A 16,259-nucleotide genomic window follows, 5' to 3' on the forward strand; every position below is an offset into this window, starting at 1 on the left:
TGCCGTGCGTTCAGCACGTCCGGCACGTTTCGCAACTCGTTTCTGCAAGGAAGGATGTCATGAAAATCGTTCGCGCCGACGTGATCGTCACGTGCCCCGGCCGCAATTTCGTCACGCTGAAAATCGTCACGGACGAAGGCGTGCACGGTATCGGCGACGCCACGCTGAACGGCCGCGAACTGGCGGTCGCATCGTATCTGAAAGACCACGTGTGCCCGCTTCTGATCGGCCGCGACCCCGGCCGGATCGAGGACACCTGGCAGTATCTCTACAAGGGCGCGTACTGGCGCCGCGGTCCCGTCACGATGACGGCGATCGCCGCGGTGGACATGGCGCTGTGGGACATTCTCGGCAAGGTGACGGGCATGCCGCTCTACAAGCTGCTCGGCGGCGCGTCGCGCGAGGGCGTGATGGTGTACGGCCATGCCACCGGCCGCGACATTCCCGAAGCGCTCGACCGTTACGCCGAACATATCGAGGCCGGCTACCAGGCCATTCGCATTCAAAGCGGCGTGCCGAACATGCGCTCGGTGTACGGCGTGTCGAAAGGCAGCGGCATGTACGAGCCGGCCACCAAGGGCGCGGTCGAGGAGCAGAGCTGGTCGTCGGAAAAGTATCTCGACTTCGTGCCGAAGCTGTTCGAGGCCGTGCGCGACAAATTCGGCTTCGACACGCATTTGCTGCATGACGTGCACCACCGCTTGACGCCGATCGAAGCCGCGCGCCTCGGCAAAGCGGTCGAACCGTATCGCCTCTTCTGGATGGAGGATCCCACGCCCGCTGAAAATCAGGCCGGTTTCCGGTTGATTCGCGAGCACACGGTCACGCCGATCGCGGTGGGCGAGGTGTTCAACAGCATCTGGGATTGCAAGCAGTTGATCGAGGAGCAGTTGATCGACTACATTCGCGCGACCTTGACGCACGCGGGCGGCATCACGCATCTGCGGCGTATCGCTGATTTCGCTTCGCTGTATCAGGTGCGCACCGGTTGTCACGGGCCGTCGGATTTGTCGCCGGTGTGCATGGGCGCGGCGTTGCATTTCGATCTGTGGGTGCCGAATTTCGGCGTGCAGGAGTACATGGGCTTTCCCAAGGAAGCGCTCGACGTGTTCCCGCATGCATGGCGCTTCGACAAGGGCATGATGCATCCCGGCGAGGCGCCCGGCCACGGCGTCGACATCGACGAAGCGGTGGCCGCCCGTTATCCGTACGACCCGGCGTATCTGCCGGTGGCGCGTCTCGAGGACGGGACGTTGTGGAACTGGTGAGCCGACCCGTTCGAGTAACCCGCTCATAGCCTTCACGCCCTCGTCATCTTCTTCTCTCGCGGTATTGAACGCGCCACCTTTTGCGATTCGGAGTCCACCATGCTCGCAGCCGTGCTTCACGAACCCAAACTGATCCGCATCGACGAAGTCGATCCGCCCGAACCCGGCAAAGGCCAGGTGCGGGTGCGAGTGCGCGCCGGCGGCATTTGCGGTTCCGACCTGTCCTACTACTTCAAAGGCAAGAGCGGTGATTTCGCGGTGCGCGAGCCCTTCGTGCTCGGTCACGAAGTAGCGGGCGAGATCGATTCGCTCGGCGAGGGCGTGAGCGCGGAGAGTCGCTTGACGCGAGGCCAACGTGTCGCCGTGAATCCGGGGCTGGCTTGCGGAACTTGCCGCTTCTGCGTGAGCGGGATGCCGAACCACTGCCTGAACATGCGCTTCATGGGCAGCGCCTCGACCTTTCCGCACACGCAGGGCATGTTCCGTCAATACATCGTCGTGGCGGCGCGGCAGTGCGTGCCCGTGCCGGACGGCGTCGACTTCGCTCAGGCCTCGATGGCCGAACCGCTCGCCGTCGCGCTGCATGCGGTGAAGCAGGCCGGTTCGCTGGTGGGCGCGAGCGTGCTCGTGGTCGGCTGCGGTCCGATCGGCGGCATTCTGCTGACGGTCGCGCGCCGCGCCGGCGCGCACCGCGTGGTCGCGCTCGATCTGTCGGACCGGGCCTTGCAGGTCGCCCGGCAACTCGGCGCGGACGAGGCCGTGAACGCCGCGGACACCGCCACGATCGACCCCTGGTCCGCGGAGCGCGGCACATTCGACGTCGTCATCGAAGCGTCAGGCAGTCCCGCCGGTCTCGATACGGCGCTGCGCTCGGCGCGCGCGGGCGGCACGGTGATTCAGGTCGGCAATCTGCCGGCCGGTCAATCGCCGGTGGCGGCGAACCTGGTGATGTCCAAGGAACTCCGCTATCAAGGCTCGTTTCGCTTCACCGGCGAATACGCGATTGCCGCCGACGAAATCGCTTCCGGCAAGATCGACTTGCGGCCGTTGATGACGCATGCCTTCGCGATGAACGAGGCGAATCACGCATTCGAAGTGGCGCTCGACCGCGCGCAGTCGATGAAGGTGCATCTGAACTTCGACTGAGTCCCGGCGCTTGCACAGGCATTGCGTTGGCGATGCCTTGCACGGCGAATCACATCATCAAGCCGTTCAAACGCCCGTGAAGAGGCGAACTGAAGGAGACACCCAATGATCAAGAGTCAACGCTGGTTCGTCGTCGCGCTGCTGTTTCTGGCCGGCGTCATCAATTATCTCGACCGCGCCGCGTTGTCGATCGCGGCGCCGTTGATCCAGAAAGACCTGAACTTCTCGCATGCGCAAATGGGCATCGTGTTCAGCAGCTTTTTCGTCGGCTATGCGCTGTTCAATTTCGTCGGTGGCGTGTTGTCCGACAAGATCGGTGCGAAACGCGTGTTCGGCACCGCGATGGGCGTGTGGTCGGTGTTCTGCGGCGCGACTGCGCTCGCGACCGGCATCGGTTCGTTGATCGTGCTGCGCGTGTTGTTCGGCATGGGCGAGGGGCCGTTCAGCTCGTCCAACAGCAAGATGGTCAACAACTGGTTCCCGCGCAGGGAAGTGGCGAGCGCGATCGGCGTGATCAGTTCCGGCACGCCGCTCGGCGGCGCGCTGGCGGGGCCGGTGGTCGGTTTCATGGCGGTGCAGTTCGGCTGGCGTTGGGCCTTCGTCGCGATCATGCTGCTGGGACTCGTATGGCTCGTCGTGTGGGCCGCGACGACCACCGAACATCCGCATGAAAACGCGCGCGTGACGCCGCGCGAGGCGGAACTCATCCGCGCGGGCCAGGCGGACGAACATGTGATCGCCCATTCGGCGGACGGCGCGAAGCTCGGCCTTGGCCACTTCCTGCGCAAGCCGATCATTCTCGCGACCGCCTTCGCATTCTTCTCGTATAACTACGTGCTGTTCTTCTTTCTGTCGTGGTTTCCCACGTATCTGACCGAGGCGCATCACCTGAGCCTGCGCGACATGAGCATCGCGACGGTGATTCCCTGGGTGCTCGGCAGCGTGGGGCTCGCGTCCGGCGGCTTCATCTCGGACTTCATCCTGCGCCTAACGGGCAAGCCGCTGCTCTCGCGCAAGCTCGTGCTGAGTACCTGCCTCGGCGCCGCGGCGGTATGCGTCGCGCTGGCCGGCCGTGTCGCCAGCACACAGAGCGCGGTTGCGCTGATGTCGGTATCGATCTTCTTCCTGTATGTGACGGGCGCCGTGTATTGGGCGGTGATTCAGGACACCGTGCCGCGCGAACACGTGGGCGGCGCGGGCGGCTTCGTGCATCTGCTGGCCAATCTGGCCGGCGTGATCGGACCCGCGGTGACGGGCTTCATCGTCGAGGCGACGCATGGCGCTTATGGCAGTGCGTTCGTGCTGGCGGGCGCGATTGCGGTGCTCGGCGCGCTGTGTTCGCTGGTATGGATTCGCGAGCCGCGCGCCGGTGCGTTGAGCATGAAAAGTGCATGGTAGTATGGTGCGACGTTCGCGCGAAACCACGGAATGAATGTTCGCGGCGCGCAACGTCCCACTTGAAATCACTCGCCGCTTTTCGCTGTTTCGACATGCCGACCAAGAACGTCCACGCCGCCAAGCCTTCTGTTTCCGCCAATGCAACGCCTGGCGCCGCGCCTCGCACACGACGCCGGTCGAGCGTGCAGGCAGGCGCGCGTGCCACCCTGCCCGATCTCACTGCCAACGTTTCTTTCGATACGCACGAGCCGATCGGCAAGCAGATTTTCCGCGCATTGCGGCAGGCGATTTTCGTCGGACAGATGGTGCCGGGCACGCCGCTTTCGGAGAAGGAAGTGTCCGACATGTTTCAGGTGTCGCGGCAGCCCGTGCGGGAGGCGTTCATCAAACTGGTCGAAGCTGGCGTGTTGCAGGTGCTGCCGCAACGCGGCACCTTCGTTAAGCGCATTTCGCCGCGCCAGGTGCGCGAAGGCCGCTTCATTCGCGAGGCGATCGAGACCGCGGTGGTGCGCAAGGCGGCCGTTTCGATCACCGACGCGCAGTTGCAGGCGCTCGCCGACAACCTTCGTGACCAGAAGCTCGCCGCGAAATCGAACGACACCGCCGCATTCCTCGCGCTCGACGAGGCGTTTCATTACGCGATCGCCCAGGCCATCGACTGCACGGCCGCTTGGGAAACGATTCAGGACATCAAGGCGCAAATGGACCGGGTGCGCTATCTGAGCCTGCCCGACGTGTCGCCGCTCGATCTGCTGATCAAGCAGCACGCGAAGATTCTCGCCGGCCTGCGCGCGCACGATCCGGCCGCGGCTGAAGATGCGATGCGCCGCCATCTGCGCGAGATTCTGACGTCGCTCGGGCCGATTGCCGAGCGCAACCCCGCGTGGTTCGAAGCGGATGAGCCGGAGCGCGTGCCGCTGTCGATCTGATCGAACGCGTGGCGTCAAGTCATGCGCCGCAAAACCACGCTCCCTGCTCCAACGCGTCAAACGATCCGTGCGCCGGCGCGATAAGTCGCGCGCGGCACCGGCAACGCGCCGAGCATCGTCACGCGCACGAAGTCCGCGCGCAAGCCCGGTTCGATCGCGCCGCGATCCTGCAAGCCGGCGGTGCGCGCCGGTTCGGCGGAGACCGTCGCCATCGCGCGCGGCAAACTCCAGCCGGCCTTGTCGACGAGTTCGAACACGGCGGTCAGCAAACTGGACGGCACGTAATCCGACGAGAGGATGTCGAGCAGGCCGGCTCGCGCCAGTTCGAGCGCCGACACGTTGCCCGAATGCGAGCCGCCGCGCACGATGTTCGGCGCACCCATGATGGTCGAAATGCCGTGCTCGCGCGCCGCTTGCGCGGCGATGCGCGTGGTCGGGAATTCGGCGAGCACGATGCCTTCGGCTCTCGCCTGTTCGACGTGCTCGATCAACGTGTCGTCGTGGCTCGCGACCGGAATGCCGAGTTGCTTGCAGCGCGCGACGATCTCGCGGCGATGCGCGTCGGCATAGCGCTCCTGCTCGATCGACAGTTCGGCGAGCGCGGTCGCGACGTGTTCGTCGCTCAGCTTGCCGTCGCGTTCCTGAAAGCGGCGCCATTGCTCGCGGTCATGCCACTGACGCTGACCGGGCGTGTGATCCATCACCGAGGCGAGCCGCAGCAGCGGATGCGCGCATAACGAATCGAATACTTCCACCACGTCGGCGGTGGCGATTTCACAGCGCAGATGCAGAAAGTGTTCGGCGCGCAGCAGATTGCGCTCGGAAAAGCGCGTGAGCGCCTCGGCGCATTGCGTTTGCAGATCGCGGCCACGCAGGCCGACGTTCGAACGCGAACCGATGGCGAGCGCGTCGAACACGGTGGTGATGCCGGCGGCCGCCACTTGCGCGTCGTGAATCACGAAGGCGGCATCGGTGTTCCATTGCACGCCCGGACGCGGCGCGAGATGCTTCTCAAGGTTATCCGTGTGCAATTCGATCAGGCCCGGCAACAGATAATCGCCGTCCCAATCTTCCGCTTCGAGCGCCGTGGTCGTGCCGCGCTCGACGTCGCGAATCACGCCGTGCTCGACGCGGATCATGCCGGTGAAAACTTCATCTCGCGTCACGATGCGAGCGTTTCTGATCAACATCGAGTGGCTCCGTGGTCAGTCCGTTTTGAATGCCAGTGTAGTACCGTTTGATGCCGCTCACTGACGCAGGGGCGGCCTCAGTTCGAGACGGCGCGTGGCGACCTTGTGGCGCGTATCTTCATCATGAAAGATGCCGACGATCGCCGCGCCGCGCTCGCGCGCCTCGACGATCAGATCCGCGACCACGTCGCGATTCTCCGCGTCGAGCGAGGCGGTGGGTTCATCGAGCAGCAGGAGCGGATGCTCCGCGATCAAGCCGCGCGCAATGTTCACGCGCTGTTGCTCGCCGCCCGAGAAGGTGGCGGGCGCGAGCGTCCACAACCGCTCGGGCACGTTCAGCCGGGCGAGCAGCGCAGCGGCGCGCGCCCGCGCCTCGTCTTGCGCCACACCGCGCGAGAGCAGCGGCTCGGCGACCAGCGTGAGCGTCGGCACGCGCGGAATCACGCGCAGAAACTGGCTCACGTAGCCCACCACCGCGCGGCGCAGACGCAATACGTCGTGCGGTTCAGCGCCGGTCAGCGACACCGGTTGCCCATCGTTCGCCGCGTCGCGAATCGCAATCGAGCCGCGGCTTGCGAGGTAATTGCCGTACAGGCAGCGCAGCAGCGTACTCTTGCCCGCGCCGGAAGGTCCGACCAGCACCACGCATTCGCCGCGCTCGACATCGAGCGAGACGCCCGTGAGCGCTTCGATCCGCACGCCGCCCTGGCCGTGCAGCGTGAAGGTCTTGCCGAGGTCGACGGCGCGCAGCATCAACGCGCGGTTGTCGATGAATGGCTGCGAGTGCGCGCCTGTTTCGATGGATCGCATTGTGAGCCTCAAACCGGCAGAACCGAGGAAACCAGCGTTTGCGTGTAAGGGTGCTGCGGATCGTCGAGCACCTGATCGGTCAATCCCGCCTCGACCACTTCACCGCCTTGCATGACCATCAGACGATGCGCGAGCAAGCGCGCCACGCCGATGTCATGCGTGACGATCAGCACCGACAGATGCAGCGTGGACGTCAGCGTGCGCAGCAGATCGAGCAGACGCGCCTGCACCGACACGTCGAGCCCCGCCGTGGGTTCATCCATGAAAACGAGGCGCGGCGCGGTGACGAGATTGCGCGCGATCTGCAAACGCTGCTGCATGCCGCCCGAAAACGCGGCGGGGAATTCGTCGATACGCGAGGCATCGAGTTCGACGCGCTCCATCCATTGCGTCGCCGCCTGGCGGATATCGCCATAGTGGCGCGCGCCGACGGCCATCAGCGGCTCGCCGATATTCGCGCCGGCCGAGACGCCGCTGCGCAATCCGTCGCGCGGGTTCTGCTGCACGAAGCCCCACTCGGTGCGCATCAGCAGACGCCGGCGCGGTTCCGACAAAGCCAGCAGATCGAGCTTCTCACCATGCGTGGCGGTGTAATGGAGCGAGCCGCCATCGGCCGCGGTTTTCAATGCGAGCGTATTCAGCAGCGTGGTCTTGCCCGAGCCCGATTCGCCGACGATGCACAGCACCTCGCCCGGATACAGATCGAAGCTGACGTTCCTGCAACCGTTGCGGCCGCCGTATTGTTTGCTCAGCGCGCGCGCGCTCAACAGCGGCGTCATGCGGATTCTCCTTCGCGCGCATCAGATGCTTCGGGCGCTTCGGACGCGGGCAGCGCGAATTCGCGATCGCCGCGGCGTTCGTGGCAGTAGTCGCTATCCGAGCAGACGAACATGCGTTTGCCCGCATCGTCGACGATCATTTCGTCGAGGAAACTTTCCGTCGATCCGCACAGCGCGCACGCATGTTGCCATTGCTGCACCTCGAACGGATGATCGTCGAAGTCGAGACTGCGCACCGGCGTATAGGGCGGAATGGCATGAATGCGCCGTTCGCGGCCGGCGCCGAACAATTGCAGCGCGGGGTTCATATGCAGCTTCGGGTTGTCGAACTTCGGGATCGGCGAGGGCGAAGTCAGATAGCGGTTGTTGACGATCACCGGGTAATCGTAGGTGGTAGCGATGCTGCCGTGATGCACGATGTCCTCGTACAGCTTCACGCTGATCAGGCCGTAATCGGCGAGCGCATGCAGCTTCTTGCATTCGGCGACGCGCGGCTCCAGCCGGAATAGCGGTTCGGGCATCGGCACCTGATAGACCAGAATCTGCTTGTCGGTGAGCGGCGCTTCGGGAATGCGGTGACGTGTCTGGATGATCGTCGCTTCGATGGTGCGCCGTGTGGTCGCCACGCCGGTCGTGCGAGCGAAGAAACGGCGGATGTTGACCGCGTTGGTGGTTTCGTCGGAGCCCTGGTCGATGACCTTCAGCGTGTCGCGCCTGCCGATGATCGCCGCGGTGACCTGAATGCCGCCCGTGCCCCAGCCGAACGGCAACGGCATCTCACGCGACGCGAACGGCACCTGATAACCGGGTACGGCCACCGCTTTGAGCAACGCGCGGCGCAGCATGCGCTTGGTCTGTTCGTCGAGGTAGGCGAAGTTGTAGCCATGCGCGGCGCTGTCGTATGACGCGGCGGCATGAATCGAGTCGGGCGCGTTCATGCTGCCTGCTCCTGATCGTTCGATCCGTTCACGCTTTCACCCTGATCGCGCGTGGCGTGCCGCGCTCGCAAGCGCCGCACGAGTTCCAGCTCCGACTGAAAGTCGACATAGTGCGGCAGTTTCAGATGCTGAACGAAGCCGGACGCCTCGACGTTATCGCTATGCGAGAGCATGAATTCGATGTCTTGCGTCGGCGAGCCGAGCGTTTCGCCGAGTTCCTCGGCACGCAACGCGCGATCCACCAGCGCCATCGCCATCGCCTTGCGCTCCGAGTGGCCGAATGCAAGTCCATACCCTTGCGTGAACGTGGGCGGCACCTCGCTGCTGCCGGCAAACTGGTTGATCATCTGGCATTCGGTAACGTCGATGTCGCCGATCTCAACCGATTCGCCCAATTCGTCGAGTTCCATTTCAACGGCAATCGTGCCGAAGCGTATCTCGCCCGCAAACGGATGCGAGTTCGCGTAGCCGCGCTGTGTCGCGTAACCCATCGCAAGCAGGAAGCCTTCGTCGCCGCGCGCGAGATTCTGCAAGCGCGTGGCGCGGCTCGCGGGAAAGGCGAGCGGTTCACGCGTCAGATCGTGCGGTTGCGGCGCGTCCGGCGTGGGGCGTTCCTGTTCGATCAGACCTTCGTTGTCGAGCAGCGTGACGACGCGCGGCATCGTCTCCGTTTCGGGCGGTGGTGCTTGCAGTGAACAGGCAGGGCTTGAACCCGTATCCGTCGCGGCGTGGCCTTCGGCGAGCAACGCGAAATCCAGCAGACGCTGCGTGTAATCGTAAGTCGCGCTCAGCAACTGGCCGCCGGGGACGTCCTTGAACGTGGCCGAAATGCGGCGCTCCACCTGCATCGCCTCGGTATCGATCGCCTGCGTATAGCCGAAACGCGGCAGCGTGGTGCGGTAGGCGCGCAACAGGAAGATCGCTTCGACCAGATCGCCGGCGGCCTGCTTGATCGCGAGTGCGGCGAGTTCTTCATCGTAGACCGAGCCCTCGGTCATCACGCGCGCGACGGCGAGGCGCAATTGCTCGCGAATCTGCGCGGCGCTGAGTTCGGCGAGCCGCGTGTCGCCGCGGCGCGCTTTATCGAGCAGACGCCACGACGCTTCAATGGCGCGCTCTCCACCCTTGACGGCAACGTACATCAGTTCACCTTCGCTTGAGTTGTGCGCGGCAGGCCGATCAACTCGGCGCCGCAAAGCAGATAGCAATCGACGCCGCACGGAAAGAGCGGCGCGAGGGCCGCGCGTTCGCGCCAGAAACGCTCGGGTAGTCCGACGGGCGCGATGGTCTGCGTGTGCTGAATGCCGGGGCCGCTCAATACGATCGGCGTTCCGTCTGTTAGCGCGTCCACGCGGATCAGCAACGTCGCCGACTGTTCAGGCGATTCCGCTGAACCGAGTGCGAAGCGTTCGAGCGCCGGCATCGTGTCGGCGTCGTGGATATACGCGAAGGCGGCTTGCGCGGCTTCGTCGGCGAGCGGCGCGCCGGTATGAAAGCGCAATGCGGAAGCCAGCGCCGCATCCGGTTGCGCGAGCCATACGGGCGTGGCGTAGTCGCATAGCGTCAGCAGCGCGGCAAATGCGGCGAACTCGGCGCGCGTCGCCCGCGCGTCAGGCAAGACGTTTTCGATGACACCGACCGTGCCCGGTCGCGACAACGCGTCGAGCAGCGTGCGGAATACCGCTTGCGTATCGTGGACAGGGTCCGCGAAACCCGGCGTCAATTCAGCTAATGAGGCGGCCAATGCCATTCGCGAGTTTTCCATCATTCGCCCCGGACCATCGTGAAGAATTCCACGCGCGTGGCCGCGGCGTCTCGCCGCCGCTCGGCGCGCAGAGCCGCCTGCCGCGCTGCGAACGGCTCGATCAACTGCCGATGCAAGGCCGCGTGATGCTCGGGCGTTTGCAGCAACGCATCGGCCAGCGCGGCCAGTTCGGCGCGGCGGCGGTCGCGGCCCAGATGACACGCGACGCCGACGGCCGGCGCGGCATTGCCCGCCACGCGCAAACGCAGCGTGGCGCGCGTGACGGTGGCTTCGCCGAGATTGAACGGATCGCCGCTGCCGCCGACGCGGCCGCGCACCATCGCGAGGCCGATTTCAGGAGGACGCAGCCAGTCGTACGAGGGGACGGCCACGCCTTGCAACGCGCGCTCGAATGCGGCTTCGAGATCGGCGCGCGGCGTGCGGGCCAGCACGGCCATCCAGGCGCGCCGCATGGCGGAGGAAGGCGAGGCGGAAGTGGCGCTCATCGAATGTCCTGTTGATCCAGCGAGTGCTCATTTGACCACTTATTCATCTAAACGTCTAGACGTCTATGCGCGTACATCGACGTTTCATATTTCCATCACCGCTTGCGCACTACAATGCACGTCATGGCGAATATTTGAACCCAGGGGAATGACAGCACCATGACATCGAACGACAGCGCGACGCCGGGCACGACGCTCGAACGCGGCGCGGGCGTTGCCGTCTGGCGGCAGATCGAGCAGATTCTGGCCGCCGAAATCGCCGCCAGCGGTTTCGGAGAAGAAGGGCGCTTGCCGAGCGAGGGGGAACTGGCGAAACGCTTCGACGTGAACCGGCACACCGTGCGCCGGGCCATGCTGGGTCTTGCCGCATCGGGACTCATCAGCGTCGAGCAGGGGCGCGGCACCTTCGTGCAACCCGGCGCGATCGACTATTCGATTGGCCGACGCACGCGCTTCACAGAAAACTTGCGTCAGCAGAATCATGCGGCGGCGGGCAAGATGTTATCGGCCGTGCGTGTGAAGGCCGAGCCGACTGTCGCGAAGGCGCTGGGCCTGCGCGCCGGTGCGCCGGTTTACCGGATCGAATCGCTGCACGAGTCGGACGGCGTGCCGATCACGTTCGCGCGCAACTGGTATCCCGCCACGCGTTTTGCCGACTTGCCCGCTGTGCTCGAACGTACCGGCAGTATCACCAGGTCGATGGCCGAATTCGGCGTGAACGACTACCTGCGCAAGTGGAGCCGTATCGGCAGCGTGCTGCCCGATCCAGAGGTGGCGCGGCGTTTGAACATCAACCGGCAGCAGCCGGTGTTGTGGGTCGAGAACGTCGACGTGGATCTGCAAGGCACGCCGGTCAAATACGGCTTCACGCATTTCGCCGCGGACCGCGTGCAACTGCTGGTGGAGCACGACGTATGAGCGGCGCGGCGTGGAACAAGGGCGCGCGTTTTGCCGTGTATTACGCGCCGTCGCGTGAGTCGGCATGGTGGCGCGCCGGCTCAACGTGGCTCGGCCGCGACGCGGAAAGCGGCGAGCCGTGCGAGCCGCCGCAGCCGCAAGGCTTGACGCGTCCGCTGCAAGAGTTGACGGAAGCGCCGCGCCGCTATGGTTGGCACGGCACGCTCGTCGCTCCCTTTCGGCTCGCCGACGGCGTCACGCAACAGAACGTGCTGGACGCAACGCGCGCATGGGCGGAGACGCAAAGTCCCTTCATGCTGCCGGTGGAAGCGGCGATGCTCGGCGATTTCGTCGCGCTGCGTCCCGCCGATCAGCAAGGCGAGGCGAACCTGCGCGCCGTCGCCGCCAGCGCATTGCACACGCTCGACGCACTGCGCGCGCGGCCATCCGCCGCCGATCTCGCGCGCCGGTTCGCCGCGCCGTTGAGCGAACGGCAACGCGCGTTGCTGATCGAATGGGGTTATCCGTATGTGCTGGACGAATTCCGTTTTCACATGACGCTATCCGGTTCGCTCGCCGACACCGATGAGCGCGCGACGCTGGTGGCTTGGTGGCAGGCGCAAACGCCGGTGCTCGGGCCGCTTTCGATCGACCACGCCGCGCTTTTCGTCGAACCGGCGGCAGGCGAGCCGTTCGTGTTGTGGCAGCGCGTGCCGTTCAGACCCGCGAGGTGAAATAACAATGACAGGTCGTTTGATCTATGTGATGGGCCCGTCCGGCGCGGGCAAGGATTCGTTGCTGAGCTTCGCGCGCAAGCACTTGATGGGCGAGCCGATTCTGTTCGCGCATCGCTATATCACGCGGCCGAGCGGCAATGGCGAGGAGCATGTGGCGCTGAGCATCGAGGAATTCGCCGAGCGCTCCGTGCTCGGTCTGTTCGCGCTCGAATGGTCGAGTCACTCGTTGCGTTACGGCATCGGCATCGAACTCGATGCGTGGCTCGCGCGCGGTTGCACGGTGGTCGTCAATGGGTCGCGGCAGCATGTACCGCATGCGCTGGCGCGCTATCCGCGTGCGGAGATCGTGCACGTCGACGCCGCGCCGCATATTCTGGAAGCGCGGCTCGGCGCGCGGGCGCGTGAATCGGCGGAACAGGTCGCGGCACGGCTCGCGCGCCGCGCGCCGTTTTCGTTGCCCAGCGGCGTGCGCTGCACGACGATCGACAATTCCGGCGCGCTCGAGGAAGCGGGGCATGCGCTGATCGCATTTCTCAAGTCGGAAGCCGACGTTCGATAAAACGCGTTACGCCGCGGCCGCCATGCGCTCCCTGGTCGCTTCCTGCAAGCACGATACGAATTGCAGCACGGCGGGCGTGGGCAGCAGATCGCGCCGCGAAATGATGCTGAGGTCGTAATTCGGCAGCGCCTCTTCGATTTGCGCGACGCGTATGCCGAGCGGCGCGACCCTTTCCGCGAGCGGCCGCGTGAAGCAGCCGATCACGTCGGTTTGCGACACCAGCCCCAGCGTCACCGCGAACGACGACGGCGCGCGCAGCAGCCGCTTCGGCACGGGCAAGCCGTGCGCGTTGAACATCGCCATCATCACGCTGTGCGGAAAGTGATCGGCGCCGACAGTTGCGATCCACTCCGCGTCGAGCAGTTCATGAAGACGCGTGACGTTCGCAAGCGGATGCCCGGCCCGCATCGCGACGACGAATTGCGTCGAGTAGAGCGGCGCTTGCACCAGATCGCTGTCGAGCGCCTGCACATGATGAATCGCCGCGATGTCGAGTGCGCCGTTGCGCAGGCGCGCAACCGCGTCCGGTATCGTCACTTCCTCCAGATGCAGATTCACCAGCGGCATCGCGCGGCGAAACTTCGATACCGCATGCGGCAACGCCGTCAACGCGATCGACGGCATGGTCCCCACGCTCACCTTGCCGGCGAGTTCTCCCTTCACCTGTTCGACCGCTTCAACCGTGCGCCGCACGTCGCCGAGCAATTGCTCGGCGCGCGGCAACAGCGCGTGCCCGCATGCGGTCAACTCGATGCCGCGCACGCTGCGCACCATCAGTTCGGCATTCAGCGCGCTCTCCAACTCGCGGATCGTATGCGTGACGGCCGGTTGCGTCACGCCGAGTTCGCGCGCGGCGGCACGCAGGCTGCGGTGATGGGCGGCGGCGACGAACGCTTGCAACTGCTGGAGCTTCATGAGGGTAAGCCCGTATATAAAGCGTGTTTATCGGGGTGAAAAAAACAGCATCTTATTCGAACAAAATGGCGTGGCTATAGTGCTTGCCTGCTTTTGCCCGCTTTTTGCCTGCCTGTCAGCCGATTTGTCACCTCTTTCGTCAACCGTTTAGCCGCTCGTGCGGCGTGTATCCCTGGAGCAATAGATGAGCGAAGCCGCGCGTTTTACCGAAGTGTCCGACCTGATGCCCGCCGCCGAAAGCCTGCGCGAGATTCGCCACCACATTCATCACCATCCGGAACTGGCTTACGAGGAAGTGCAAACGGGTGCGCTGGTGGCCGAGAGGCTCGAACAATGGGGCTGGCGGGTGACGCGCGGCGTCGGCCAAACGGGTGTGGTGGGCACGCTGAAGGTGGGCGACGGCAAGCGCAGCATCGGCATTCGCGCCGACATGGACGCGCTGCCGATCATCGAGCAAACCGGCCTGCCGTACGCGAGCGGCACGCACGGCAAGATGCACGCATGCGGCCACGACGGCCATACGGCCATGCTGCTCGGCGCCGCGCAGCATCTCGCCGCCACGCGCAATTTCTCCGGCACCGTGCATCTGTATTTCCAGCCGGCCGAGGAAAGCGGCATCGACAGCGGTGCGCTGAAGATGATCAACGACGGGTTGTTCGAACGCTTTCCCTGCGACGCCGTGTTCGGCGTGCACAACCATCCGGGCGAACAGCCGGGCGTGCTGCTGTTTCGCAAGGGGCCGTTCATGTCGGCGGGCGACAAGGCGATCATCACCATCGAAGGCGTCGGCGGCCACGCGGCGCGTCCGCATCTGACGGTCGATCCGGTGGTGGTGGCGGCGAGCATCGTGATGGCGCTGCAAACGATCGTCGCGCGCAACGTCGATCCGTCGCAGCCGGCCGTGGTGACGGTCGGCTCGATGCATGCGGGCACCGCGAACAACGTGATCTCGAGCAGCGCGAAGCTGGAGCTGAGCGTGCGTTCGTTCAGCCCGGAAGTGCGCGCGCTGCTGAAGAAGCGCATCACCGAACTCGCCGAAAGCCAGGCCGCGAGCTATGGCGGCAAGGCGGTGGTGGAGTACATCGAGGGCTATCCGGTGGTCGTCAATTCGGACGCGGAAACGGATCTCGCGGTGGCGGTGGCGCGCGAACTGGTCGGCGACGACAAGGTGATCGCGCAGAGCGACATGCTGATGGGCAGCGAGGATTTCGCCTTCATGCTGCAGAAGCGGCCGGGCACGTTCCTGCGCATCGGCAACGGCGCGGGCGAGGACGGCTGCATGGTGCACAACCCGCATTACGATTTCAACGACCGTAACCTGCCGGTCGGCGCGGCGTTCTGGGCGCGGCTGGTGGAGCGGTATCTCGGTCGATGAAGGGCAACGGGCGACCTGCATGCGGCGCGCGTGAGACGCGCGCCTTCATCGCCATCACCCGCGCCGCGCCACCATCTCCGACACCGTCTGCGCCGCCTGCTGCAGCGGTTCAAGAAACGCCTTCACCATCTGTTTGGCCGAATTGCGCTGTGCATTGCCGCTGATGTTCATCGCCGCGATCACGCGTCCCTGGCGGTTGCGAATCGGCGCGGACAGCGAAATCAAGCCGCCTTCCAGTTCCTGATCGACGATCGCCCACCCCTGGCGGCGCACCTGCGCGATCAGCTTCTTCAACTCTTCTTTATCGGTGACCGTGCGCGGCGTGTGCGCATAGAGCGGCGTCGAGCCGAGCGTCGCGTCGAGCGTTTCGTCGTCGAGCGCGGCCAGCAGCACGCGGCCCATCGACGTGCAATACGCCGGCAAGCGGCTGCCGATCGACAGGTTGATGGTCATGATCTTGTGAGTCGGCACGCGCAGCACATAGACGATTTCCGTGCGATCGAGCACGGCCGCCGAGCAGCTTTCGTGGACCCGCGCCGACAGTGCTTCCATCACCGGTTCGGCGAGATTCCAGAACGGCATCGAGGTCAGATACGCGAAGCCCAGGTCGAGAATCTTCGGCGTGAGGCGGAACAGCCGCCCTTCGGCTTCCACATAACCGAGCGTTTGCAGCGTCAACAGAATGCGGCGGGCGCCCGCGCGCGTGAGCCCGGTGGCGGTCGCGACGTCGGTGAGCGTCTGTTCGGGGCGGCTGGCGTCGAACGCGCGGATCACGGCGAGGCCGCGCGCGAACGACTGCACATACGAGTCGCCCGGCTTCTCCGGGGCCGGTTCGGCGCTGGCGGGAACGGCGGAAGACGGCGGCAGGGCTTTGCTCATGGGCCTTGAAAGTGCGTGCGAGGAAATGCGCGCGCATCGCGCGGACTCGGCCGGCAGCGATGCGGCGCAAAGGCGTGACGATAGCTTAAGCCTTCCGTTTCGCCAACTTTGCGCGCTCTTACTTCAAAACACTCAGGGTTTGCATGGATGCACGCTGCATCGAAAATTTGTATGATGACCCGACGACAT

17 protein-coding genes are annotated in these 16,259 nt (G+C 65.0%); 8 read left to right on the forward strand and 9 right to left on the reverse strand.

Annotated elements, in window-relative coordinates; translation table 11 throughout:
- The first annotated feature begins 59 nt into the window (after positions 1 to 59).
- From manD to BUE39_RS03660, 4 genes are all read left to right on the forward strand, one after another.
- Positions 60 to 1,268: a D-mannonate dehydratase ManD gene (gene manD, locus BUE39_RS03645; protein ID WP_073427295.1), complete on the forward strand. Its 1,209-nt coding sequence runs from the start codon at positions 60 to 62 to the stop codon at positions 1,266 to 1,268.
- A gap of 99 nt (positions 1,269 to 1,367) precedes the next feature.
- Positions 1,368 to 2,414 carry an L-idonate 5-dehydrogenase gene (locus BUE39_RS03650; protein ID WP_073427296.1) on the forward strand — a complete coding sequence of 349 codons (1,047 nt, stop codon included), beginning with the start codon at positions 1,368 to 1,370 and terminating at the stop codon, positions 2,412 to 2,414.
- 105 nt (positions 2,415 to 2,519) lie between these two features.
- Positions 2,520 to 3,812 carry an MFS transporter gene (locus BUE39_RS03655; RefSeq protein ID WP_073427297.1) on the forward strand — a complete coding sequence of 431 codons (1,293 nt, stop codon included), beginning with the start codon at positions 2,520 to 2,522 and terminating at the stop codon, positions 3,810 to 3,812.
- A gap of 92 nt (positions 3,813 to 3,904) precedes the next feature.
- On the forward strand, positions 3,905 to 4,741 hold the full coding sequence (locus BUE39_RS03660) for a GntR family transcriptional regulator (protein ID WP_083082934.1): 837 nt from the start codon (positions 3,905 to 3,907) through the stop codon (positions 4,739 to 4,741).
- A gap of 56 nt (positions 4,742 to 4,797) precedes the next feature.
- On the opposite strand, the gene BUE39_RS03665 is transcribed toward BUE39_RS03660, so the two are convergent.
- Genes BUE39_RS03665 through phnG form a run of 7 tightly spaced genes read right to left on the reverse strand, consistent with a single transcriptional unit; the run spans position 4,798 to position 10,708 of the window.
- Positions 4,798 to 5,931 (reverse strand): alpha-D-ribose 1-methylphosphonate 5-triphosphate diphosphatase, encoded by a 1,134-nt coding sequence (locus BUE39_RS03665; RefSeq protein WP_073427298.1) that lies wholly within the window; start codon positions 5,929 to 5,931, stop codon positions 4,798 to 4,800.
- A gap of 57 nt (positions 5,932 to 5,988) precedes the next feature.
- Positions 5,989 to 6,741 carry a phosphonate C-P lyase system protein PhnL gene (gene phnL / locus BUE39_RS03670; protein WP_073427299.1) on the reverse strand — a complete coding sequence of 251 codons (753 nt, stop codon included), beginning with the start codon at positions 6,739 to 6,741 and terminating at the stop codon, positions 5,989 to 5,991.
- A gap of 8 nt (positions 6,742 to 6,749) precedes the next feature.
- Complete coding sequence (phnK, locus tag BUE39_RS03675; RefSeq protein ID WP_073427300.1) at positions 6,750 to 7,520, reverse strand: phosphonate C-P lyase system protein PhnK; 771 nt, start codon at positions 7,518 to 7,520, stop codon at positions 6,750 to 6,752.
- Positions 7,517 to 8,458: an alpha-D-ribose 1-methylphosphonate 5-phosphate C-P-lyase PhnJ gene (locus BUE39_RS03680; RefSeq protein ID WP_073427301.1), complete on the reverse strand. Its 942-nt coding sequence runs from the start codon at positions 8,456 to 8,458 to the stop codon at positions 7,517 to 7,519. Before BUE39_RS03680 ends, phnK begins: the two co-directional genes overlap by 4 nt.
- The gene (locus tag BUE39_RS03685; protein WP_073427302.1) at positions 8,455 to 9,600 is read right to left on the reverse strand and encodes a carbon-phosphorus lyase complex subunit; all 1,146 of its coding nucleotides are present in this window, start codon (positions 9,598 to 9,600) and stop codon (positions 8,455 to 8,457) included. The genes BUE39_RS03680 and BUE39_RS03685 overlap by 4 nt, the downstream gene beginning before the upstream one ends.
- Complete coding sequence (gene phnH, locus BUE39_RS03690; RefSeq protein ID WP_073427303.1) at positions 9,600 to 10,223, reverse strand: phosphonate C-P lyase system protein PhnH; 624 nt, start codon at positions 10,221 to 10,223, stop codon at positions 9,600 to 9,602. Before phnH ends, BUE39_RS03685 begins: the two co-directional genes overlap by 1 nt.
- Positions 10,223 to 10,708 (reverse strand): phosphonate C-P lyase system protein PhnG, encoded by a 486-nt coding sequence (gene phnG / locus BUE39_RS03695; RefSeq protein ID WP_073427304.1) that lies wholly within the window; start codon positions 10,706 to 10,708, stop codon positions 10,223 to 10,225. The genes phnH and phnG overlap by 1 nt, the downstream gene beginning before the upstream one ends.
- A 159-nt stretch (positions 10,709 to 10,867) precedes the next feature.
- Between phnG and phnF the strand changes: the two genes are divergently transcribed.
- From phnF to phnN, 3 genes are read left to right on the forward strand one after another with little or no spacing between them, the layout of a single operon-like run.
- Positions 10,868 to 11,626, forward strand: a complete 759-nt coding sequence (gene phnF, locus BUE39_RS03700; RefSeq protein ID WP_073427305.1) for a phosphonate metabolism transcriptional regulator PhnF — start codon at positions 10,868 to 10,870, stop codon at positions 11,624 to 11,626.
- A complete protein-coding gene (locus BUE39_RS03705; protein WP_073427306.1) occupies positions 11,623 to 12,339 on the forward strand; it encodes a DUF1045 domain-containing protein in 717 nt (238 codons plus the stop codon). Before phnF ends, BUE39_RS03705 begins: the two co-directional genes overlap by 4 nt.
- Positions 12,340 to 12,346: 7 nt before the next feature.
- A complete protein-coding gene (phnN, locus tag BUE39_RS03710; protein ID WP_073427307.1) occupies positions 12,347 to 12,901 on the forward strand; it encodes a phosphonate metabolism protein/1,5-bisphosphokinase (PRPP-forming) PhnN in 555 nt (184 codons plus the stop codon).
- Positions 12,902 to 12,907: 6 nt separating this feature from the next.
- Here the strand turns inward: phnN and BUE39_RS03715 are convergent, their stop codons facing one another.
- The gene (locus BUE39_RS03715) at positions 12,908 to 13,816 is read right to left on the reverse strand and encodes a LysR family transcriptional regulator (RefSeq protein WP_073427308.1); all 909 of its coding nucleotides are present in this window, start codon (positions 13,814 to 13,816) and stop codon (positions 12,908 to 12,910) included.
- Between the two features lie 184 nt (positions 13,817 to 14,000).
- On the opposite strand from BUE39_RS03715, the gene BUE39_RS03720 reads away from it, so the two are divergent.
- Positions 14,001 to 15,191 carry a M20 aminoacylase family protein gene (locus BUE39_RS03720; RefSeq protein WP_073427309.1) on the forward strand — a complete coding sequence of 397 codons (1,191 nt, stop codon included), beginning with the start codon at positions 14,001 to 14,003 and terminating at the stop codon, positions 15,189 to 15,191.
- A 54-nt stretch (positions 15,192 to 15,245) separates the two neighbouring features.
- Here BUE39_RS03720 and BUE39_RS03725 read toward each other — a convergent pair whose 3' ends face one another.
- A complete protein-coding gene (locus tag BUE39_RS03725) occupies positions 15,246 to 16,070 on the reverse strand; it encodes an IclR family transcriptional regulator (RefSeq protein ID WP_073427310.1) in 825 nt (274 codons plus the stop codon).
- Positions 16,071 to 16,259: the final 189 nt, after the last annotated feature.

Origin of the sequence: Paraburkholderia terricola (genome assembly GCF_900142195.1) — a bacterium.
Taxonomy (GTDB): domain Bacteria; phylum Pseudomonadota; class Gammaproteobacteria; order Burkholderiales; family Burkholderiaceae; genus Paraburkholderia; species Paraburkholderia terricola.